A 20,955-nucleotide genomic window follows, 5' to 3' on the forward strand; every position below is an offset into this window, starting at 1 on the left:
TCCCCGATATGGCTACAGGTATGGCGTTACGCTCAGGTGGCAGTAGTTTTCTACTGCCACCGCCACATCTCGAGACTTTAATCTGTATTTGCAGCGTCCCACGACCGGTAAGGCGAAAGAAACACGAGACCGCCTTATTTTCAGTCGCAGTCGATTGAGCACTTTACTAGCTAAGCACAATTAAATCGTGCATAATGTAGTTTGTGAAGTGATACTTGCCAAGGACCTCCTTGACGTGGTATAAATGAGATTGAAAACGGATTCATAGCCTGTTTAAGAGGAGTCTTATAATTATGAAGATTACAGTTACTGATGCAGCCAGCAAATGGTTCCGTGATGAAATGGGAATGACCGGCCGTGGGATTCGTTTCTTCGGCAAAGTCTACGGCAAGACACCCGTCCATGAAGGATTTTCTTTGGGGATGACACCCGATGACAACCCGCGTGACCCCATCGTTGCTGAAAAAAAGGACGATGTGACTTACTACATCACTGAAGGCGACCAGTGGTTCTTCGTGGGGTATGACCTAACGATCGACTACGACCCACAAACTGATGGTCCAACCTACATTTACGATGACAACGGCGAACTTGACCGTTAATATTGCCTAGAAAAAATCCCGCCATTGCGAAGACGCAATGGCGGGATTTTTTCTATCAAGTTATTTACTTAAATTATTCAACCGCTAAAATCTTAACGGACATGGCACCACCTGGGGTGTTAAAGGTGACTTCTTCCCCATTACGGTGACCTAAAAGACCCTTGGCGATCGGTGAATCGTTAGAGATCTTACCAGACATTGGGTCAGCTTCTGCGGCCCCAACGATCGTGTATTCTTCAGGTTCTTCGTCAGGAAGTTCCTTGAAGGTCACTTTCTTACCAACCGTGATTTCGTCCTTGTCGGTAGAATCGTTGTCGATAATTTGCGCGTATTGGAGCATCCGTTCAACGGTGCTGATCCGCGTCTCTAACATACTTTGTTCGTCCTTAGCTGATTCGTATTCGGAATTTTCGGAAAGGTCTCCGTAAGAACGGGCGATCTTAATACGATCGATAACCTTAGGCCGTTGAACCATTTTTAAGTCCTCAAGCTCCTTTTCCAGCTTTTCCTTACCTTCTTCAGTCATTGGATACATTTTATCTTGTGCCACACTGGCCACCCCTTTTATCTTTTTTTAAGTTATTGGTCGCCACTGCGAACCAACTTTAATTTTGATTTTAGAAAAGGTTAGCCGTCATCCAGCTAACCCGTCCTATTCTATATGCTTGTATCTGGATTGTCAAAAACTTCTTTGTTTCCGCTGGCTTCCAAAATGGCCCGGATCTTAGTGACTAACAAGTCGATGGCTACTTGGTTCTCGCCACCTTCTGGCACAATCAGGTCGGCGTAGCGCTTCGTTGGCTCAACGAATTGGTGATAAGTTGGCTTAACCGTTGCCAAATACTGTTGGATAACGGATTCCAGTGACCGGCCCCGTTCGTTCATATCGCGTTGAATCCGCCGAATGATCCGAATATCATCATCGGTGTCAACGAACACCTTGATGTCCATGAGGTCCCGCAAGCGTTCATCATCTAAAATTAAGATACCTTCCAAAATGATAACGTCCCGTGGTTCCTGATGAATCGTCTTCTTGCTTCGCGTCGACAATGTGTAGTCGTAAACGGGCTTTTCAATGGCTTCGTAGTTCAGCAGCTGCTTCAACTGCTTGATCAAGAGATCCGTATCGAAGGCTAAGGGGTGGTCGTAGTTGACGGCTGCCCGTTCTTCCATCGTCATATCATCCTGATTATTGTAGTACGAATCCTGTTGTAGGATCATAATGGAATGTCCAATCAGCTGATTGAAGATTGCCCGACTAACGGTCGTCTTACCGCTACCAGAACCCCCAGTAACTCCAATAATAATCGGTCGTTTTTTGTTTGCCAACACTGTCGCCATCCTTTATTTATTATCGCTTGCTAATGAACTTGTTTTCTCTTGATGCTGTGCGTACGTCTCGGAGAAGTAAACCTTCCCCGTCTTGGTGTTCGCGATGAAGTAGTAGTACCCCTTCTTCCGGTCCGTTGGATGCAAGACCGCCTTCACGGAAGAAACGCTTGGATTATCGAAGGGACCAGGTCCATAGCCCGTATTGATGTACAGGTTATACGGTGACTTCTTCTTCAAATCCTTATACGTCAAGGTCTTCTTCGTCGTCTTCAGCGCGTATTGAACGGAAATGTCAGATTGTAAGGCCATCCCGGCATCGATTCGGTTCAAGAAGACCCCGGCAATCTTATTCCGGTCGGACTGGGTCACCCCTTCACGTTCAACCAGAGAAGCCAGCGTCAATGTTTCTTGTACCGTCCGCTTTTGCTTCTTCATCGTTGCGTAACTGCCCTGCAGGTTTTGATCCGTTTTAGCAACCATTTGGGTAATTAATTGCTTTAAAGTCATCTTCTTACCAGCCTGATAAGTTGCTGGTGCCAAGTAACCTTCCAACCGGTACCGAACGTTCTTCGCTTTCTTAGCCGAACTTAAAAGTTGCGGGAACTTAGCGGCCAACTGGTTGAAGAAGGCCTGATCCGTAATCAAACTCATGAACTCTTTCTTGGTGAAGTCGGTCTGAATTGGAATCTCGGCGGCCAACTGGTCGATTGTTTCGCCCTCACGCATGAGGACCTTCCCAGCCGTACTCTGAATTGGCTCAGCCGAACCGCCCTTTTGTAACTGCTTGGCGATCTGCTTAAGCGTCATCGACGGTTTCAACTGGTAATACCCCGCCCGAAAATTAGTAAACTTATTTGATTTGACGTAGTAGTTAAAGACCATACCGCTCTTAACCACTTTTTTATCCTGTAGAATTTGCCCAATCTTATTGGACGTCGCCCCCATGGGAACGTGAACCTGAACGACGTTATTGTTGCTGGAATTCATCGGTTTAAGTGCTGACTGAAAGTAGTGATACCCGATGAACCCAATCGCCACGGCCAAAATGACCAGTAGGCTCACCACACCAACCATAATTCGCCGAACAAACGAGCGTTTATTCCCCGAATCTTGCCGCGATGGGGTGGGATTTGTGCCATTATCCAACTTATTTCCTCCGTTCTATGCCATAGTCTTCTCTATTATACAGAACTTCCCCGTTCACGGAAACCTGAAAGCGCTACTTTGAGGAAAATGTAATCTTTTGGCTTAGATTGGTTTAGATAAACTGTAAATGGTCGCACTCCGGCTGCCAGGGATTCCGCCTGCTGTGGGGACGCTTCAGCCTATGGACCGGGCTTCTCGCTCGCTTTGAAGCCACGAAGAACACGTGTCTCCAAAGTCGCCCATATTGGTCGCTAGCCAATGGCCAGCGACCAATATTACCACGGCTGGCTACATCCCTGGCCTCCTCCGGCTCATGTTGTTCTCTACTATTAGAATTGTTGAGTTCTAAGGCTTTCTCGAACTTATCAGTCAATTTTCTACCAATTTTTGTGTACGGGTTCCGTGGTGACCGAGTGATCAGTATCTCCGCGTGCTTTCTGTATACCGTACAACCAGCACCCATTCAATAACTTATACCATCAAATGATAGACATATCTTCTGGCTGATAAGAAAAGTCACGGTCAGCCCTCACTAACCTTCACACCAAAAGACGTTGCCACGACCCGCTCGGGGTACTGACAACGTCTTTGCTTGTTCAACTTACAGACTTAATCCTAACGAATCTCAGCGCCCAAGTCGTCTTGGAGCCGCTTCTCAACCTTTTCGAAGGCTTGTGTAACGGCATCGTCGACTAATGTTTCGTGCTTGTCTTGGTACGTTAACGTGTAGGCCAAGGACTTCTTGCCCTTTGGTACCTTCACGCCATCGTACACATCGAACAGCTTGACGGATTGTAAGAACGCCCCGCCGCGCTTTTCGATCAACGCCACGATTTGGTCGTTGGTAACTTCGTCTGGCACTAACATCGCAATGTCTCGCGTGATTGCTGGGTAACGAGAGATCACATCGTATTGGTTTTCTTGCTTAGGCATGTCGATGATGGCTTGCAGGTTCAGTTCGAAGACATAAGTGGCCCCAATCTTGAATTTCTTCGCGATTGTTGGGTGTACTTGGCCCATGAACCCAATGCGGTGGCCGTGGACCAAGATATCTGCGGTCCGACCGGGATGCATTTCGGGCATGTCCGCGTTGGCTTCATAAGTCACATCACCATTGATGGCCATGTCCTTCAAGTAAGCTTCAACGATCCCCTTGATTTGGTAGAAATCAACGTCCTTAGCCGGTTGGTTCCAGCCAGCGGGCATCAATGTTCCCGTAATGGCCCCAGCAATGTGTTCTTCTTCGCTTGGCCGGTCGTTGCCATCCTCACGGTAGAAGACCCGTCCCTGTTCGTACAGAGCAACGTCTTTTACCTTCCGAGCGGTGTTGTAGGCGATGTCGTCTAACAGCCCCGTGACAACGTTCATCCGCAATACGGCGTGGTCCACGCTCATTGGCCAAGCCAAATTGGTTTCTTCGCTCGGTTGCATCATGAACATCTTCGCCTTGTCAGCAGTCGTCAAGGCATAGGAAATCGCTTGGTTCAACCCTAAGCCTTCTAAGGAGTGCCGGGTTGCCCGCATTAATTTCTGTGCGCTCGTCAATGTCCCCATGGTCATGCGACCAGTTGGTAACGTCGTTGGCAATTCGTCGTAACCATAGATCCGGGCGATTTCTTCCAGTAAGTCTGCTGGAATGTGAATATCGTTCCGCCGAATTGGGACGGTAACGGTCATGTCTTCGCCGGCCGTGGCAACCGTGAAGCCGAGACTTTCTAAAATGTGAACGACCTTAGCTAGCTCGAGGTCCGTCCCCAAGACAGCGTTGACGTGACTCAATGACAGTGGGATAACGGCTGGTTCTGGCACATTGTCCGAGCCAACGGCCGTGCCGGTCTGAACGGCACCATCTGCCAAATCAGTCATCATTTCTGCGGCAGCATCCAAGGCATCCTGAACGCCGGCGCGGTTAACGCCCCGTTCGAAACGTTGGGAAGCGTCCGTGTGTAAATTATGGCGTTGAGCCGCCTTACGGATATGGTCGTGTTCAAAGACGGCAGCTTCAATGGCCACCGTGGTCGTTTCGTCAGTGATTGATGTGCTCAATCCACCCATGACGCCGGCTAAGGCGATTGGGGCTTTGTCGTCCGCAATCACGATGTCGTGGTCGTCTAAGTCGTGCTCGCCTTCGTCAAGGGTCGTTAATTTTTCACCGGCCTTGGCGTTACGAACGTAAACCTCTTGTCCGGCAAACTTGTCATAGTCGAAAGCATGCAAGGGTTGGCCGTACTTCAGCATGATGTAGTTCGTGATATCGACCACGTTGTTGATTGGCCGGTAACCCGCGTTCCACAGACGAATCTGGAGCCACATTGGACTTGGAGCAATCTTGATTTGCTTGACCAAACGCATCCGGTATTGGGGTGCTAAGTCAGCGTCGGTGTGAATCGTCAATTGGTCGGCGATGGCGTCACCCGTTTCCTTAACTTCGGGTTGGTCCAAGGTCACTGGCTTGTCGTAAATGGCAGCCAAATCGCGTAAGGTCCCGTTCAAGCTCAACATGTCCCCCCGGTTAGGCGTCACGTCTAGGTCGATCAGACTGTCGTTCATCCCCAGGTAATCGTAAACGTCATCCCCAGGAGTGGCATCGGCTGGCAATACGTAAATACCGTCGACGTAATCCTTAGGCACCACGTCGTCAGAGAAGCCAATTTCTTGTAAAGCACAGATCATCCCAGCAGAAGGAATCCCGCGCATCTTAGACTTCTTGATCTTCACGTTGTCCGCAATACGGGACCCTGGCAAAGCCACGATGACCATTTGACCCTTATCGATGTTAGGGGCACCACAGACGATTTGTAAGGGCTCGTCTTCACCGACATCCACTTGGCAAATGTGTAAGTGATCAGAGTCTGGGTGGGCTTCGATGGACAGCACGTGGCCGACAACGATCTTCTTCAAGCCATCGCTGGGCGTCACCACGTCGTCAACTTCAACGGAAGTCCGTTCGATTTTTTCCGCCAAGTCAGCGGGTTTAACGTCTAAATCTAAATATTCTTTAATCCAATTGTATGAAATCTTCATGATTGGCGGTTATCCTTTCTTTGTGAATTGCGTGAGGAAACGAACATCGTTCAAGTAGAAGTTCCGGATGTCATCGACACCGTACTTCAACATTGCAAACCGGTCCGGGCCAACCCCGAAGGCAAATCCGCCGTAAACATCGGGATCCACACCGGCCATCTTCAAGACGTTCGGGTGGACCATGCCGGCACCGAGGACTTCAATCCAACCGGTGTTCTTGCAGACGTTACAGCCCTTACCACCACAGTTGAAGCAGGTAATGTCGGCTTCAACGGAAGGTTCCGTGAATGGGAAGTAGCTAGGCCGCAACCGCACGTCAAATTTGTCACCGAAGAGTTCGTGGGCCAGAACTTGTAAAGTCCCCTTCAAATCGGCCATCGTGATGTGCTTGTCGATAACTAACCCTTCCACCTGATGGAATTGGTGGGAGTGGGTCGGGTCATCGGTGTCCCGTCGGTAAACGACACCGGGCGAGATCATCTTGAGTGGGCCTTGACTGAAGTCGTGCTTCTCTAACGTCCGGGCCTGCATTGGTGAGGTCTGCGTCCGCATCAAGATTTCCTTGGTAATGTAGAACGTATCCTGCATATCACGAGCTGGATGGTTCTTAGGCAAGTTCATCATTTCAAAGTTGTACTTGTCTTCTTCAACTTCGGGACCGCTGAGTACTTGGTAACCCATGCCCAAGAACAGATCTTCGATTTGATCGATGATCTGTTGGATCACGTGGGGTTCACCCTTGGCCACCGGCGTTCCTGGTAAAGTCACGTCGATTTTTTCATTGGCTAATCGTGCGTTTAAGACGGCATTTTCCAATTCCTCACGCCGCTTAGTCAAAGCCGCCGTCAAGTCATCCCGAATTTCGTTGGCAAAGGCACCCACCTTAGGCCGTTCTTCGGCGTCTAAGTCGCGCATCCCCCGTAAAACTTCGGTAATGGGACCCTTCTTACCTAACAGTGAGACCCGCACCTGGTTAACGTCCTTTAAGTCAGTAGATTTTTTAATTTCTGCTAGACCGCGTTGGTGCAGTTCGTCTAATTTATCTTTTAACGACATACGTCATCCTCCATTTTTTTATATCCTAGTACCAAAAACATTCCATCAATTCCGCGTTTGAAGCCAATAAAAAAGGCTTCCTCCCCATAAATATAGGGACGAAGCTTCGCGGTACCACCCTGATTCAGTCGAAATCCAGAGACTCCGACCACACTCAGTCGTGATAACGGTCACTTACCGGAAAATCATTCATCGTCAATTGACGACTCCCGATTCCAACTCAGGAACTGAATTCACCCGCTAATCCGAAGTTTGCTTCCAGTCATGGCAAACTCTTCCTGACAAATCGCGCTGGCTACTGCTTTTCCATCATCGCTTTTGAAATATTACGTATTTTAAGCCTAACGAATTTCGCTAGGTCTGTCAACCTACTTCTGCTGACTTTCGGTTGGACAATACCACTTATCGGACCACGCATGGACGGCCGTCATAATATCCTTAAACTCTTGGCCCTTCTGCGTTAACTCGTATTCGATCAGCGCATTGTCCGGGAACGTCTGGCGTAAAATAATTCCGTTGGACTCCAATTCCTTTAACCGCTCAACTAAGACCCGATCACTACAGCGCGGAATCTTCCGGGCGAGATCACGAAAACGTTGTGGTCCTTCTTGAAGTAAAACGTCAATAATTAAGCCGTTCCATTTCTTGCCCAGAAATGAGAAGGTTTGTTCAAACCGGGGACACAACTCAAAATCAACCGTGCTCTCATCCTGTTTATCTGGTGATATCATTTGCATTATTAGTTTTGCCTCCCATCCACGTTTCGTTGAAACTAGGCGTTAGGCGTGAGTTTACTCATCAGCGCTTCCACACGTTTACGGGCCGGCCCACAGAATTCGTGAACCGCTTCGTAATCATCCACCAGAGAAACAATCGCACTTTCCCGGTATTTCGGCGTTGCCAAGGTAGCGCCCCACATATGCTTTAAGATGATATCCTTTTCCATCGGGCTCAGGTCCGTCAACTTCTCAGCATTCCGGAGTGCCACTCGAGGATGAATAAACGCGTGCGAACCCAAATTGAACTTCGTCGTCCGCCAATCATAATAAAATAGATCATGTAACAACCCACCCCGCGCAACGGCCCGGGTATTCAAACCAAGTTTCTTTGCAATCAAATAACTGTTATAGGACACTGAAATACAGTGCGTCAATCGGTCAGAATGATGGTGCTGGGTGTAATTCGCCAGGCGTTGAACCGGCTCCTTGGCCAACAAATCAGAAACTAAAGCAAGGTACTCGGGGTCATCACGCCAAGTCAGTTTGGTCATAGAATGCTTCCTTTTCATTTTAAATTATGATTTTTAGTCACTTAATTACCCTATATCATACGTTCTTTTGCGTAAATTGCAACCATTACGTCCTCTTTGTCAGGGTATTTACCATTTTTTAAAGAATAACTGACGAGATTTGCATAGAATGGTCGCACTGCGGTTGCCAGGAATTCCGCCTGCTGTGGGGACGTTTCGGACTGAGGAGCGGTCCTCTCACTCGCTTTTAAGCCACATGACCCATGTGGCTTAAAAGTCGCCCATGGTGATAGCTAGCCAACCAACCGGAACATCACTACACCGGCAGCGATTGCCACGTTCAGTGACTCCGCTTGGCCTTTAATTGGAATATACAAGTTCCGCGTGGTCAGCTTTTGCAAATCCGGTGCCATCCCGTTACCCTCGTTGCCCATCACGATGGCACCAGCCGTTAATGCTGGCACGTCGCGATAGTCCTTGGCCTGGGGATCAAGATTCGTTCCGTAGACCGGTAGTTGGCGCCCCGTGAAGGTTGAAATCCAGTCGTGGAGGTCCGCTTCGACCAGTTCGATATGAAATTGGCTGCCCTGCATCGACCGTAAGACCTTGGGCAAGAACCGACTCGCGGTTCCCTTCCCAAAGACGACCCCCGCTAAGCCAGCGGCGTCCGCTGTTCTGACCATGGTGCCAATGTTTCCTGGATCCTGCACATAATCGAGGAAGAGCCAGACGCCCTTGGCAGTTGATGGGTCACCGGCCGTATCCTTAGGTAGCGGAACCGTTGCGAAGATTCCCTGGGGGGTCCCGGTATCACCCAACGTCTGGGCAATGCTGTCGGTCAGCTCGTAGGTTGCAACATCCGCTGGCAATTCAGCAGCATGGTCAGCCAATTGATCGGCCGTTCCCATAATCGCCGTCAACTTTTGTTGGGCCTTAATGGCTTCTTGAACCAAATGCCAACCCTCTAATAGGTAAGTTTGGGTAGCCTTCCGCCCTTTTTTGCTGGTCAGTGACCGCCATTGCTTGACCTTTTTGTTTTGGCCCGACGTAATTTTTTCTCTCACTAGTGATGACTCCCATCTCAAATTTATTCATGCTCGTTAAGTTCAATAATTCCTGCCGTGCACATCGATAACTAGCGGCACGTTTTTCTGTTTCATTTCCATTCTAATCTTACCATACTACTAGGCAAGACTGGGACCTGCGCGTTATGATTGACCTAAAACTTTTGTCCATCAAGGAGGTCGCGAATTGGAAACGAAAAGAATTCTGGTCACTGGTCAGGTACAAGGCGTCGGCTTTCGTTGGTCAACGACCCGTTTGGCCCAACAACTGAATATCACTGGGACCGTTAAAAATCTTACCAGCGGTCAGGTCGCCATTGTCGCTAGTGGGGATTCCGAGCAACTCGACACATTTATCGCGCAACTTCGACAGGGCACAACCCCCTGGGTGGTTATTACCGACCTAGACATTACGGACAGTCCCGCGCATCACTTTAGCGATTTTCGGATTATTATTTGAAAAAGCCCGCCAAATCAAGTAAGATGTTTGATGTTAACGGCAATTTGGTCGTTTGGGGGCGTCTACGCTCTACATGTTATCTAAAGGGGTTCAAAATAAAAATGAAAATCTCCAAAAGAGTTTCGGTTACCGCGGCTTTGGCGGCAATGGCACTGGTTCTCAGTGGCTGTGTGCAGACCAAAAACGGTAAACCCTACGGCTTCGTCTATGACTATTTAGCCATTCCCGGGCAACACGTGATGGACTGGCTGGCCAATATCTTTGGCGGTAGTTATGGCTGGGCCATCATCATCCTGACCGTGATCGTGCGGATGGTCTTGTTACCAATCATGGTCAAGCAGATGCGTGACGCCACGGTACAACAGGAAAAAGTTTCCATGATTCGGCCACAAATGACGGCCTTACAGAAACAACAAAAGGCTGCCAAGACGCAAGAAGAACAACAAGCTGCTAGTCAAGCCATGATGGCACTCTACCGCAACAACGGTATCAGTATGACTGGTGGGATCGGCTGTCTGCCACTGTTGATTCAAATGCCAATCTTCGCCGCTTTGTATGCTGCGATTCGGTACTCACCAGAACTGTCCAAGGCTGTCTTCTTCACGATTCCACTGGGACATTCTAGTTGGATTTTAGCTGTCTTATCCTTCCTGTCCTACTTACTACAAGGGTACCTGTCCTTATTGGGGATGCCCGAGGAACAGAAGAAACAGATGCGCTTCACCCTTTTCCTTTCTCCAGTGATGATCCTGTTCTTCACGATCAGTTCACCAGCCGGATTAGGCCTGTACTTCTTCGTCGGTGGGTTATTCGCCTGCCTGCAAACGTTGATCATCAACTTCTACCGGCCACGGATTCGTAAAGACATTGCCGAGAAGATGAAGAACCAACCCGCTCCCGTTCAACCTGTTATTCCTACTCCCGTCACACCAGCCGCTAAGCAAGCTAGTGTTCAAAAGACGAGCCAAAAGAATCGCAACCGTAATGCCGGTAAGCAGCAACATCGTCAATAAATGATGAGTCTTTAGGCGGTCCGAGCAATCGGGCCGCCTTTTTGATACTAGCTAAAGGTTGAACGATGAAATGACTGCTTAATCTCAGAAGTAGCATGAATCAATACCACTAAGTCTAGTGTAAATTGGCCGCGCTCCAGCTGACAGGGATTCCGCCTGCTGTGGTGGGAACATCTCGGCTTGAGAAACGGCCTGCTCGCTCACGTGGTAGCGACGACCAACCAGCCTTGTTCTGCCAGAAAGCCAGCCCGACATGTTCCCACACAATTGTATATAACATCTAAATCAGCTGTCAGTCATCTGACACCAGACTGTAGCCTACAATATCTTGATACATCAACAACGGCGGTAACGACTCCAATCAGTCATTACCGCCGTTATTTTAAACCCATCTGTTACGCCATCATCAAGTTCTGTCGCACGCCGCTCGGAACCGTCTCTCTGGCGATTGCACCCCAGGATTCCACATTTTGGCCCTTGGTCGAGATCTTCAAATACTTTTGAGGTTTCAACCGCCACTGCGAATCAAACGTCAGCGTTCGTGATTTCCCCTCTGCATTGTAAGTCAACAATTGGTACGTGTACTCATCTTCGCCACCACCGCCGATAAAATGACGAACGGGCTTGGCATTCGTTGACGCGTAAACCGTCTCCGTTTTGACCATTGGATTAACATTATCCAACGCCATCGCCAACTCGGAATGCTTATTTCTCGTCATATTGGGTAATACAACTGCTCCCACTCCTCCTAAGACCGCCAAAACAACAATTACTGAAACCAGCTTCCCTAAAATCTTCATATTAAGCTCCCCTGTATTGGTTAATTACTCAAGTAACTAAGTAGTTACCATAGAATAACTAATTTTATAAAAGTTGTCAACCCTAAAAAAACGCCATCGAATCTTCTCCCAACGAGAAGATTCGATGACGCCCTATTTTTTATCTTTTAGTTTCTATGTTCTTCGGACTCATCGGCTGGCTTCTTTTGCGAATCGTCCACTAATAATTCAGATTGAATACCAGGAATTTCGTTTGCCGCTTGCGCTTGTTCTTTTTTCTTGTTAAGAATCTTCGCATCGGCATCTGCCAGAATTGGCAGTGAGATACGAAAGACTGATCCGTGTCCCAGGGCACTCTCAATCGTAATGTGCCCATGGTAGGCTTCAATCAGACGCTTAGCAATTGCCAAGCCCAGACCGTTGCCACCCTTCGTCCGTGAACGGGCCTTATCCACCCGATAGAAGCGGTTGAAGACCCGGTCGCGGTTCTCCTGCGAGATTCCCTCACCGAAGTCCTGAACGGCGATCTCGATGTTACGCGAGTCGCTCTCGTAGGACAGGTGAACTTCTTTACGCTTCTGCGAGTATTTCACCGCATTGTCCAACAGGATGATCAGGATCTGTTCCAGATGATTCCGATAGATCTGTGCCTGAATCGGCTGATGCACATCGTCATCCAAGATGAACAGATAATCCGGATGAATCATCTTAAAGTTGTCATAGACCTGTGTAACGACTTCCGTCACGTCAGAAACCTCATTGGTGTAGTTCACTTCGATCTGTTCGGCCCGTTGTAGGTCCAACATTTCTTGAACTAAACTCTGCATCCGTTTGGTTTCCTGTAGGGAGGCCTTGATCGACTCATTCAACACCTCGGGGTCATCCTTACCCCACCGGTCCAACATCTCCATGTGGCCCTGAATAATGGCCACCGGTGTCCGCAATTCGTGTGAAACGTCCTCGACGAATTGCTGTTGCTGATCCATGTAACGTTGGGTGGTGTCCAGCATACTGTTGAACAACAAGCCTAAGTCACTCAGCTCATCTTGGTGATGCATTTCGGGAACCCGCATGTCCGTTTGTGGATCTTCACGAACGGCATGAATCGTTTCTCGGATGGCCTCCACCGGCCGTAACAGGAAGGTGGCTAAAATGTAGCTCAACACCGCCGCTGCTAAAGCCGCCATGAGGCCCAGCACGACTTCAATCTGCAGTAACTTGACCTGAGTCGCCCGGTAATCCCGCAAATTATCCGTGACTTGAACGTACCCGATGATGGCGTTTCCCTGTTTGGAGCGAATCGGTGTGCGCCCAACCAGACTCTTTTGATGCGCAATCGTTTGGGTCTGAATACGCTGTTGCTTGGTCCGTTTGAACGAAATCGGATTCTGCCGCGTGGTAAATAACGGATTGCCATTCTGATCATACACGGTCACCGTTTGGCTATCACGTGCCAGACTGGTGATGACCGCATTGGTGTAGGGCGCTGCCGGCCGCTTGCCCTCATTTAGGACCGCCTTAGGCCGCAACAAGTTATTCACGGTTGCGCCCGTCAGTGGTTCCCTTTGGGTATTCAGCTTCTCAACGACGACATTTAACGTGTCCCCCACGTGCGTTTTTTCTTGCCGCATGAGGACCGTCATGAAACTATTAAAAATCAGAAAAACAATGACCGCGAAGATGACCAGGACGCCGAAAGCGGTGGACAGAGCCCACTCCCACTTGACGGAAAAGCGGAACCCTTTAGATTTTGGTGTCTCCTCATCTGCCGCTAAATCAACTTCGGGCGATTTCACGAACGCATCACGTACCCTGTGCCCCGAACCGTCTGGATATAACTCTTTTGGCCCGGCACGTCAATTTTGTTCCGTAAGTAACGTACGTAAACGTCCACCACGTTTGTTTCAACTTCGGATTCGTAACCCCAGACCTTGGTCAAGAGCACGTCTCGTGCCAAGACCACGTTAATGTTTTCCATTAAGGCCAAGAGCAATTCGTATTCCCGCTTCGTCAGGTTGATGACTTCATCGCCCCGCCGAACGATCCGGTTTTCCTTTTCAATCGTTAAGTCCTTAAACTTAACGGTCGTCTGCTTCGTGTTCTTCTGTTCGCCTTCTAAATGAATCCGCCGTAACAGTGCCCGCACCCGGGCAAGTAATTCTTCAATGGCAAACGGCTTAACGATGTAGTCATCGGCACCGTGGTCTAATCCGGAAACCCGGTCGATCACAGAGTCTCTGGCCGTCATCATGATGATTGGCGTACTCTTGACTTCGCGAACCCGGCGAGCAACTTCGATCCCATTGAGTTCTGGCAACATTAAATCTAGCAAAATGACATCGAAATCTTGCGATAACGCTGCCTCCAAACCGGTCCGCCCATTAAACTGCACATCGGTTTCGTATCCTTCATGCTTCAATTCAAGCTCGACAAAACGAGCAAGATTTTTTTCGTCTTCAATAATTAAAATTCGACTCATTGCGCTTTAACTCCTCTGGCTAATTAGCTGCGGTCACCTTCGGCTAAACCTCACCGACCGTGACCGTCCGATATTCATTTCAACATTTAATTTTATCATATTTTCTCATAATTGTATGCGAAAACCGTCAGCTCTCTCATATTTATCACTTTTGTAAGCAATCTAATCATCGGATAAAGCGATTTTATGAAATTGCAACCGGTTGTATTCTATTGAAGTAATTGCTTTTGAAAGGGCTTCTATATACTTACTTCACATTAGTAAGCAAATTCAATTAGCATTTTAATCCTGTTAAGAGTAAGAAGGATTATTTCGGCCCCTGACAATTAATTACCAAATTGTTCAAATTTTCACTTGAATTTGTGTGGGGATTAAGTATACTAGGTCTTGTAGACAATATAGAAAAGGGGAATTTTTCATGAAAGCAGCAGTTATTCGCGATTCAGTTGATGGTTACGTAGACATTAAGGACGTTACGCTCCGCCCTATTACCCACGGTGAAGCTTTAGTTAAGATGGAATATTGTGGCCTTTGTCACACCGACTTACACGTTGCCGCTGGTGACTTCGGCAAGCAACCCGGCCGGATCATCGGTCATGAAGGTGTCGGTAAAGTTATCCAAGTTGCTGACGACGTTGAAAACTTAAAGATCGGTGACCGTGTTTCTATCGCCTGGTTCTTCAAGGGCTGTGGCCACTGTGAATACTGCCTGTCCGGTCGTGAAACTCTTTGCCGTAACGTTAAGAACTCTGGGTTCACTGTTGACGGTGCCATGGCTGAAGAATGTATCGTTGACGCTAACTACGCCGTTAAGGTTCCAGAAGGCTTGGACCCAGTCGAAGCAACTTCTCTGACTTGTGCCGGTGTTACCATGTACAAGGCTTTGAAGGTCGGCGAAACTAAGCCAGGCCAATGGGTTGAAGTTGTTGGTGCCGGTGGTTTAGGTAACTTGGCTATCCAATACGCTCACAACGTCTTCGGTGCTCACGTTATCGCCGTTGATGGTAACCCTGACAAATTAGCTGCTGCCAAGAAGGACGGCGCTGAAATCTTGATCAACCGTCATGATGGTGACGTTGCTGAACAAATTCAAGAAAAGGTTGGCGGTGTTGACAACGCGCAGGTTACTGCCGTTACCAAGGACGCCTTCACCCAATCCGTTAACGCTTTGAAGCCAGATGGCAAGTTGGTTGCCGTTGCCCTCCCTCAAGGTGATATGGAATTGAACATTGCTAAGACTGTTTTGGATGGTATCTCTGTTCGTGGTTCCTTAGTTGGGACTCGTCAAGACTTAGCTGAAACCTTCCAATTCGGTGCTGAAGGCAAGGTTCACCCTATCGTTCAAACTCGTCGTCTCGACGAAGTTAACGACATCATCGATGAAATGAAGAACAACTCGATCGTTGGTCGGATGGTTGTTGATTTCACGAAGTAATTCCCAATTAAACTGATTTAAAATAAGCCACGTGATGGTTCCCCGCTGCGGGAATCATCACGTGGCTTTTATTGTCTAACAGTCATGTCCGTTCTAGCAACAACAGTGGGACTAAAACTAGGCAATCTGGCGCCCCCTTCGCCTTACCGGCCGGCAGATATGGGCTGGAACGGTGCGACGACGCGCCTGAGCCCATATCTGCCGACCTCTCGGCTTACACAGTGTACGTAGACGACAAGGATAATGACTGTAACAGTCGTTATTGATTGGAACGAAAGCGCTAAGTCTCCATGTTTTCCGACCGTTATCGTGATAAAACACAATCGGAGCCGGAAGAGGACAGGAATGCAGCCCGCTGACTTCGAGTCGGAGCACTGCCCCTAAACCCGAAGTGTCCCCACAGCAGGCGGAATCCCTAGCAACCGGAGTGCGACTAATCTAACGATACGAATTCTTGCCAATACTGAAACGACACAGGTATTGCATCTACCAGGGACCCCGCCGAATCATACATTCTAATTCAGTCCCAATTCATCCAGTGATTTTAACTAGCTACTGCATCTGCCCGGTGTAAATCAGTTTCAATGCCTTAATATCACCTGGCGACAGTTTCGTATGGCCCTGATCAATCGGATACATGACCGAGGTGCGGTCCTTACTGTGATCTAACCCCAGGGCATGACCGATCTCGTGAATCGCCACCGATGTCTCCTGACCGGCCGGATACGTCACGTTCAGGCCCGCCCGTGCTAAGTTTAGTGAAGGCGTGCGGTAGCTCAACCCATGCTTGATCTCCGGGCCACCCTCGCCCAGCTCCAGAAAGTTGGCCCGTGGCATTTCCTTTTCGTAGATGAAGAAGGTCAACCCGTTTTGAAAGGTCGTTGGTTTTCCAGCCACTAGATTGACGATACCCGTCTCATTATAGACCGCGATGGCCTTGTCGAAGAGCGGCTTGAAATCTGGATCGACACCCTTGGCAAATTGATAATAGTACGTCCGTTGCAACGATTTTGGCTGCACGATTGACTCGATAGGCGTCGCGTGAGCACTTTCTCGTCGCCCCACCAAGGGTAAATGAATCCCCGCCGCCTTTGCCACACTAATTGATGACGTCTTTAGCGTCTGAATCCCATTGCTTCCAAACCCGACCAACAATAAACTCCCCAGCACGACCAACAATAATCCCCAACGTTTTTGCATGGTGGTTTTTCTCCTCTATCCAGTCTATTGCCAGTTTAGTTGATACTTAGGAAAATTACCATTCAAACTCAGATTTTGAAACAATCGCTACCGTTTTTTAATTTTTTCGCGGCCATTAATGAGTTCTCTAATGCGTTTCACAGCCGAATATAACAACATTTATATTAAGGTCACCAATTGAATTCTTCATAATACACATCCTTGGCCGCCACTCCTTGCTGGGCCAGTGCCCGTTGCCATGCTCGACCCATGGCTGCTGGCCCCGAAATCAGATATACCGTGGCCAGCGGGGCGAACTCTGCCACCGTTTGTTGGATATCAAATCGACCAGTCTGAACGTGTAGGGTCAACTTGGGGTGCGCGGTGGCTCGTTGCTGGAGCTCCCGCGCGTAGATCAACTGTGCTTCTGTGTGCGCTGTGTAATACAGGTCGATGTTCACCGTTGGATTGGCCGCAATGACTGCCAGTAATGGGACAACGCCACTCCCGCCACCAATCAAAACCAACCGGTCGTGGGGGCGTTCTTGGAGCAACGTCGTAAAGCGACCATAACTGCCCATCAATCGTGCTTGACTCCCCACTGCCACCGTTTGGACCTGCCGCGTGAAGTCACCATCCCCACGAATCGCCAACACGACCACCCCATCGTCATCGACAGCATTGACGACGGAAAATGGATGTAACTCCCGTAGCCCGGAAATTTTCGGAAATTTTAAAAAGACGTAGTCCCCGGCCGCCACCTTCAGTTGCCGCGGATGTTGAAGCTGAAAAGTCAGCTCCACAAAATTAGTTGTCAGTTGCCGTGTCGCAACTAACTGTGCCCGTAGCAGCCGCCAAACCTGCCGATACTTTTGCCACAAGTACAGGCCCATGACCACCGCGGTATAGCCATTAAACAGCCAAATATATGCCGTGATCGCCGTGACGTAACTGATCAATTGAACGTGAATGAAGACGAGTAGCACTGCTACCAAATTTAGGCGGTGCAGCCACACGGAGAGTTCATGGTGAAAGACCCGTTCCAACAGGCGTTTAATCTGACGTAACCGCCGACTACGATTCGTTAGCCACCCCGCCATAAACACCAATGAATAGAGGACCAGGCCAACGAAGAGGTCAAACGCCCAGTCACCGGTCTGCTTGATCAGACCAAATGACTGGGTACCCGCCTTATGCAGATAGGCCAAGCCGATAGCAAACAGGCTGAGGACGCCATGAATGAAGTAGACGCTAGGCAGACCAATCATTCGGTCCAGCCATTTTGGCCGCGTGCTTAAGTAAATCGCGGCCAGGAACCAGACGTAAGCGATCGACCCCCACTGAATCGCCAAGGCTTCACTCGCATAGGCTGCCGGCAACTCCAGCGCCAACGCCTGAATCAGCGGTAAGGGCACAACGAATAAAATCATTAACCACACAATGCCTTGGACGTACGGAATGCGTTTTAACATGGCTGCCCCTCCTCCCCAACGATGTGATCTGCTTGATCGACTAACACGCTTTGTAACCGTCCCGCTGTTAACCGATTGAAGGCTGTCGGCCCCAACGAAATGGCCGCCGTCGCCCAGATATCAGCGGTGATCAGGTCACGGGTAATGATGGTGGCCTGCTGTAAGATTCGCTGGGTGTCCTGGCGAATGATGTGCTCACCGTGCTGACTGGTGCCGGAAGTCGCCATCGCGCCATTTCCCAGCTGAAAACTGGCTAGGAGTTGTTGCCGATCATGCGGATCTTCAATGCCAACTTGCCAGCGAAATGCGGTCGTGGCCGCGATCCCTGCTTGGAGGTCACCGGCGCCATTGATGGCAGCCGCCACTAACCGTTTCATTGGTCAAAAGTGGCTGTAAATAACGCGCAAAGGCCGTTTGAATCGCCCATCCCTTTACGAGCCCCGTCGGATCAAAGTGACCGCTGTAAAAAGGATCAAATGCCCCCGCCGTCGCCTCTCTCGCGCGCATTGCTAAACCATAGACTTCCTGAAACTCCGCCGTGAAATCCGTAGCCGCTAACTCCCCGCGTTGAAACTGGCACACCAGCGAGGTCGTCTTAAACGGTGAAAAATCCTGGTCGATGTGTTGGAGATACCGCGTCACCTTTTGGACGATCGGTGCGGCTTGAAAATCCTGACCGGTTGCGACAACAAATTTTACTGAGAAGGGCATTCCCATGGCGCTGATTTGTTTCGTGATTATTTTAGTCTCCGTCATTGGCTAGCCCTCCGCTTGATCTAAAGCGTTCTGCAAAGACCCGGTGAAGCCCTTGTAAGTTTCACTAGCGCCGGACACCAGCTGAATTTTGGCGCTCTGTTTTTTTAAAGCCTCTGCCTTATAGGTCGGCAGTGCCTGCGCATTGATTTCCTTGTCGTGACCATTCTCATTGGGATATTCGAGGACGTTGACGGCCGTGATTTTACCGTTCTTGATGACGGCCTGAACCTGAACGTCCCCCCATTGCGTGGCCGTGGCCTTCCCGGTATAGGACCCATTCTGATATTTTTGCCGGGCAGAACTGGACGCGGCCACTTTCTGCGAGGAACTAGAGGAGCTTGTCGATGTCTGTGTCGTGGATTGCGCAGTGACATTGCGGTTTCTAAAGAAGAGGAGGACCCCATCGATAATGATGGCAACGGTGATGATTAGGGCTAAACAACTTTGGATTATTTTTTTCATGTCACTCACCTCATTTTGACTTGAAGTATAGAAAGCAATCGTGAAGTTAATGTGAAGAACCGTTTACAAACTAGCTAAGATAGTTAAGAATCTTACTCAAGTTGCCACCACGCTAGCTAATCGTGAGACCACCTGCCAGACGTTTTGAAAGTCGCTAACCAAACCAAATAGGACTGCAACAGTCGTCACAGTCCCACATCAAAGTCTATTTAATATGCTTGTCGTTGACCAGTAGCACTGGCCCTAAAGTGCACACTCTGTGCCAGTCGTTGTGAATCCGGCCGCACGACCAACCGCGAATCGGAGACCGCCACAGGCCTAGTCTGCTCACCAGTGTCAATGAGGCTCCAACTATCGCCCAAGATGGCCAACGTCGCCACAGCAGCTAATAACACCCGTTTCACACCTATCACCGCCCTTGTACCGAGCAGTATACCTATCACATGGGCAAGGTGGTAGGATAAGTCTCACGTTAGCGCGTTGGCCTTACAAAAGTCGTTCTGTGATCGTCTTCAAAACACCATCGTGGTCATTATCAACCACCGTTGTGTGCGTTGCGGCGGCCTGAATTTCAGGCTTGGCATTGCACATTGCCCAACCTTCACCGGCGAATTGAAGGAGCGGCACATCGTTCGCCCCGTCACCAAACGCCATGATCTCGTCAGCATTCACGTCAAAATGGTGCGCTAACCACTGTACGGCTTGTAGCTTCCCCACGTTACCAGCAACCACATCTGCGACGCCATAGCCGCTATCATGCGCACGTAACTCACCGGCAAAGTCGACGTTCATTTGCGTGACCAGTTGATGGGCCTGATCAGGCGTTGTCGAGACACTAATCTTCTTGATGCGGTCGGTCACGGTGCTAAGATCGTCGACCTGCTGTAAATTATCGTAAAACTTCTCGGCGGCATCGATTAAAGCTTGTGGCGCACCAGTCTGCGTATAGGACCCCTGCTGACCCACCAAAATCAGGTAAGACTCACGCAGGTAGTCGCGTTGCCAGTCGACCGTCACAAAATGCTGGACCTGTTCTGGCGTCAGGCTACCATCAAAGACCTGTTGGCCCTTTAAATAGATGGACGCCCCATTTTCCGCTACGACCGCTAAGTTGTCCGCCATGACCGGCGCAAATAGCTGTTGTAGGTGCGCGTACTGATTTCCAGACGACAAGACCAAGGTGATACCCTTAGCCGCCAAGTGACGCAACGTGGTCTTTAATAATGCCTGATTATAACTCTGATCTCCGTGCAGCAACGTTCCGTTCAGGTCGGTTGCGATTAATTTGATTGCCACGTTCTCACTCCTCAATTTGTCTTCGTACGCTACATTATACGCGAAAAAAGGGAATGTCCCCAAATGAAAATTTAGGCGAATTCTATAATCAAGTTAGCCACTTAGAATTTAGGACAAAATAAATACACCAAGACGTAGATCTCAGGTATCA

Annotated in this window: 22 protein-coding genes; 4 read left to right on the forward strand and 18 right to left on the reverse strand. The window is 49.2% G+C overall.

What is annotated here, in order from left to right:
- Nucleotides 1-293 precede the first annotated feature (293 nt).
- Nucleotides 294-602 carry a HesB/YadR/YfhF family protein gene (locus JUF10_RS06065; RefSeq protein WP_203641334.1) on the forward strand — a complete coding sequence of 103 codons (309 nt, stop codon included), beginning with the start codon at nucleotides 294-296 and terminating at the stop codon, nucleotides 600-602.
- A gap of 73 nt (nucleotides 603-675) precedes the next feature.
- On the opposite strand, the gene greA is transcribed toward JUF10_RS06065, so the two are convergent.
- The 8 genes from greA to JUF10_RS06105 all read right to left on the reverse strand — a co-directional run bounded on the left by greA (nucleotide 676) and on the right by JUF10_RS06105 (nucleotide 9,473).
- Nucleotides 676-1,152 carry a transcription elongation factor GreA gene (gene greA, locus JUF10_RS06070; RefSeq protein ID WP_203641335.1) on the reverse strand — a complete coding sequence of 159 codons (477 nt, stop codon included), beginning with the start codon at nucleotides 1,150-1,152 and terminating at the stop codon, nucleotides 676-678.
- Between the two features lie 107 nt (nucleotides 1,153-1,259).
- Nucleotides 1,260-1,943 (reverse strand): uridine kinase, encoded by a 684-nt coding sequence (udk, locus tag JUF10_RS06075; protein ID WP_048736220.1) that lies wholly within the window; start codon nucleotides 1,941-1,943, stop codon nucleotides 1,260-1,262.
- 3 nt (nucleotides 1,944-1,946) lie between these two features.
- Nucleotides 1,947-3,080, reverse strand: a complete 1,134-nt coding sequence (mltG, locus tag JUF10_RS06080; RefSeq protein ID WP_373301289.1) for an endolytic transglycosylase MltG — start codon at nucleotides 3,078-3,080, stop codon at nucleotides 1,947-1,949.
- Nucleotides 3,081-3,695: 615 nt separating this feature from the next.
- The gene (gene pheT, locus JUF10_RS06085) at nucleotides 3,696-6,104 is read right to left on the reverse strand and encodes a phenylalanine--tRNA ligase subunit beta (protein ID WP_203641336.1); all 2,409 of its coding nucleotides are present in this window, start codon (nucleotides 6,102-6,104) and stop codon (nucleotides 3,696-3,698) included.
- Between the two features lie 9 nt (nucleotides 6,105-6,113).
- Nucleotides 6,114-7,160: a phenylalanine--tRNA ligase subunit alpha gene (pheS, locus tag JUF10_RS06090; RefSeq protein WP_203641337.1), complete on the reverse strand. Its 1,047-nt coding sequence runs from the start codon at nucleotides 7,158-7,160 to the stop codon at nucleotides 6,114-6,116.
- Nucleotides 7,161-7,528: 368 nt separating this feature from the next.
- Nucleotides 7,529-7,897, reverse strand: a complete 369-nt coding sequence (locus JUF10_RS06095; RefSeq protein ID WP_203641338.1) for a winged helix-turn-helix transcriptional regulator — start codon at nucleotides 7,895-7,897, stop codon at nucleotides 7,529-7,531.
- Between the two features lie 35 nt (nucleotides 7,898-7,932).
- A complete protein-coding gene (locus JUF10_RS06100) occupies nucleotides 7,933-8,430 on the reverse strand; it encodes an HD domain-containing protein (RefSeq protein WP_048736225.1) in 498 nt (165 codons plus the stop codon).
- 272 nt (nucleotides 8,431-8,702) lie between these two features.
- The gene (locus JUF10_RS06105; protein ID WP_203641339.1) at nucleotides 8,703-9,473 is read right to left on the reverse strand and encodes a TrmH family RNA methyltransferase; all 771 of its coding nucleotides are present in this window, start codon (nucleotides 9,471-9,473) and stop codon (nucleotides 8,703-8,705) included.
- 187 nt (nucleotides 9,474-9,660) lie between these two features.
- Between JUF10_RS06105 and JUF10_RS06110 the strand changes: the two genes are divergently transcribed.
- Entirely contained in the window at nucleotides 9,661-9,933 is a 273-nt protein-coding gene (locus tag JUF10_RS06110) for an acylphosphatase (RefSeq protein WP_203641340.1), read from the forward strand.
- A gap of 101 nt (nucleotides 9,934-10,034) precedes the next feature.
- Nucleotides 10,035-10,946, forward strand: coding sequence for a membrane protein insertase YidC (gene yidC / locus JUF10_RS06115; RefSeq protein WP_203641341.1), 912 nt, complete (start codon nucleotides 10,035-10,037; stop codon nucleotides 10,944-10,946).
- A 395-nt stretch (nucleotides 10,947-11,341) separates the two neighbouring features.
- Here the strand turns inward: yidC and JUF10_RS06120 are convergent, their stop codons facing one another.
- The 3 genes from JUF10_RS06120 to JUF10_RS06130 form a co-directional block, all read right to left on the reverse strand.
- Nucleotides 11,342-11,746 carry a YxeA family protein gene (locus tag JUF10_RS06120; RefSeq protein ID WP_203641342.1) on the reverse strand — a complete coding sequence of 135 codons (405 nt, stop codon included), beginning with the start codon at nucleotides 11,744-11,746 and terminating at the stop codon, nucleotides 11,342-11,344.
- Between the two features lie 146 nt (nucleotides 11,747-11,892).
- Entirely contained in the window at nucleotides 11,893-13,521 is a 1,629-nt protein-coding gene (locus JUF10_RS06125) for a HAMP domain-containing sensor histidine kinase (RefSeq protein WP_203641343.1), read from the reverse strand.
- Nucleotides 13,518-14,204: a response regulator transcription factor gene (locus JUF10_RS06130; protein ID WP_048736232.1), complete on the reverse strand. Its 687-nt coding sequence runs from the start codon at nucleotides 14,202-14,204 to the stop codon at nucleotides 13,518-13,520. The genes JUF10_RS06125 and JUF10_RS06130 overlap by 4 nt, the downstream gene beginning before the upstream one ends.
- 418 nt (nucleotides 14,205-14,622) lie before the next feature.
- Here JUF10_RS06130 and adhP point away from each other — a divergent pair, with 418 nt between their 5' ends.
- On the forward strand, nucleotides 14,623-15,639 hold the full coding sequence (gene adhP / locus JUF10_RS06135) for an alcohol dehydrogenase AdhP (RefSeq protein ID WP_203641344.1): 1,017 nt from the start codon (nucleotides 14,623-14,625) through the stop codon (nucleotides 15,637-15,639).
- Nucleotides 15,640-16,191: 552 nt separating this feature from the next.
- Here adhP and JUF10_RS06140 read toward each other — a convergent pair.
- The 7 genes from JUF10_RS06140 to JUF10_RS06170 form a co-directional block, all read right to left on the reverse strand.
- Nucleotides 16,192-16,839, reverse strand: a complete 648-nt coding sequence (locus JUF10_RS06140) for a matrixin family metalloprotease (RefSeq protein ID WP_203641345.1) — start codon at nucleotides 16,837-16,839, stop codon at nucleotides 16,192-16,194.
- A gap of 170 nt (nucleotides 16,840-17,009) precedes the next feature.
- Nucleotides 17,010-18,290: an FAD-binding oxidoreductase gene (locus JUF10_RS06145; RefSeq protein WP_203641346.1), complete on the reverse strand. Its 1,281-nt coding sequence runs from the start codon at nucleotides 18,288-18,290 to the stop codon at nucleotides 17,010-17,012.
- On the reverse strand, nucleotides 18,284-18,667 hold the full coding sequence (locus JUF10_RS06150) for an FAD:protein FMN transferase (RefSeq protein ID WP_203641347.1): 384 nt from the start codon (nucleotides 18,665-18,667) through the stop codon (nucleotides 18,284-18,286). The genes JUF10_RS06145 and JUF10_RS06150 overlap by 7 nt, the downstream gene beginning before the upstream one ends.
- Nucleotides 18,627-19,046: an FAD:protein FMN transferase gene (locus tag JUF10_RS06155; protein ID WP_203641348.1), complete on the reverse strand. Its 420-nt coding sequence runs from the start codon at nucleotides 19,044-19,046 to the stop codon at nucleotides 18,627-18,629. The genes JUF10_RS06150 and JUF10_RS06155 overlap by 41 nt, the downstream gene beginning before the upstream one ends.
- Before the next feature lie 3 nt (nucleotides 19,047-19,049).
- Complete coding sequence (locus JUF10_RS06160) at nucleotides 19,050-19,508, reverse strand: FMN-binding protein (protein WP_203641349.1); 459 nt, start codon at nucleotides 19,506-19,508, stop codon at nucleotides 19,050-19,052.
- Between the two features lie 209 nt (nucleotides 19,509-19,717).
- Nucleotides 19,718-19,912 carry a hypothetical protein gene (locus JUF10_RS06165; RefSeq protein ID WP_203641350.1) on the reverse strand — a complete coding sequence of 65 codons (195 nt, stop codon included), beginning with the start codon at nucleotides 19,910-19,912 and terminating at the stop codon, nucleotides 19,718-19,720.
- An 82-nt stretch (nucleotides 19,913-19,994) separates the two neighbouring features.
- Nucleotides 19,995-20,804: a Cof-type HAD-IIB family hydrolase gene (locus tag JUF10_RS06170; RefSeq protein ID WP_203641351.1), complete on the reverse strand. Its 810-nt coding sequence runs from the start codon at nucleotides 20,802-20,804 to the stop codon at nucleotides 19,995-19,997.
- Nucleotides 20,805-20,955 lie beyond the last annotated feature (151 nt).

Origin of the sequence: Levilactobacillus andaensis, from assembly GCF_016861695.1 — a bacterium.
GTDB classification, from domain to species: Bacteria; Bacillota; Bacilli; order Lactobacillales; family Lactobacillaceae; genus Levilactobacillus; species Levilactobacillus andaensis.

What these genes read in the sequence shown, in the direction of transcription:
- JUF10_RS06065 (WP_203641334.1), top strand. Translation starts at nt 294, where the DNA reads ATGAAGATTACAGTTACTGATGCAGCCAGCAAATGGTTCCGTGATGAA.
- udk (WP_048736220.1), bottom strand. Translation starts at nt 1,943, where the DNA reads ATGGCGACAGTGTTGGCAAACAAAAAACGACCGATTATTATTGGAGTT.
- pheT (WP_203641336.1), bottom strand. Translation starts at nt 6,104, where the DNA reads ATGAAGATTTCATACAATTGGATTAAAGAATATTTAGATTTAGACGTT.
- pheS (WP_203641337.1), bottom strand. Translation starts at nt 7,160, where the DNA reads ATGTCGTTAAAAGATAAATTAGACGAACTGCACCAACGCGGTCTAGCA.
- JUF10_RS06095 (WP_203641338.1), bottom strand. Translation starts at nt 7,897, where the DNA reads ATGCAAATGATATCACCAGATAAACAGGATGAGAGCACGGTTGATTTT.
- JUF10_RS06100 (WP_048736225.1), bottom strand. Translation starts at nt 8,430, where the DNA reads ATGACCAAACTGACTTGGCGTGATGACCCCGAGTACCTTGCTTTAGTT.
- yidC (WP_203641341.1), top strand. Translation starts at nt 10,035, where the DNA reads ATGAAAATCTCCAAAAGAGTTTCGGTTACCGCGGCTTTGGCGGCAATG.
- JUF10_RS06120 (WP_203641342.1), bottom strand. Translation starts at nt 11,746, where the DNA reads ATGAAGATTTTAGGGAAGCTGGTTTCAGTAATTGTTGTTTTGGCGGTC.
- JUF10_RS06130 (WP_048736232.1), bottom strand. Translation starts at nt 14,204, where the DNA reads ATGAGTCGAATTTTAATTATTGAAGACGAAAAAAATCTTGCTCGTTTT.
- adhP (WP_203641344.1), top strand. Translation starts at nt 14,623, where the DNA reads ATGAAAGCAGCAGTTATTCGCGATTCAGTTGATGGTTACGTAGACATT.
- JUF10_RS06140 (WP_203641345.1), bottom strand. Translation starts at nt 16,839, where the DNA reads ATGCAAAAACGTTGGGGATTATTGTTGGTCGTGCTGGGGAGTTTATTG.
- JUF10_RS06145 (WP_203641346.1), bottom strand. Translation starts at nt 18,290, where the DNA reads ATGTTAAAACGCATTCCGTACGTCCAAGGCATTGTGTGGTTAATGATT.
- JUF10_RS06150 (WP_203641347.1), bottom strand. Translation starts at nt 18,667, where the DNA reads ATGAAACGGTTAGTGGCGGCTGCCATCAATGGCGCCGGTGACCTCCAA.
- JUF10_RS06155 (WP_203641348.1), bottom strand. Translation starts at nt 19,046, where the DNA reads ATGACGGAGACTAAAATAATCACGAAACAAATCAGCGCCATGGGAATG.
- JUF10_RS06160 (WP_203641349.1), bottom strand. Translation starts at nt 19,508, where the DNA reads ATGAAAAAAATAATCCAAAGTTGTTTAGCCCTAATCATCACCGTTGCC.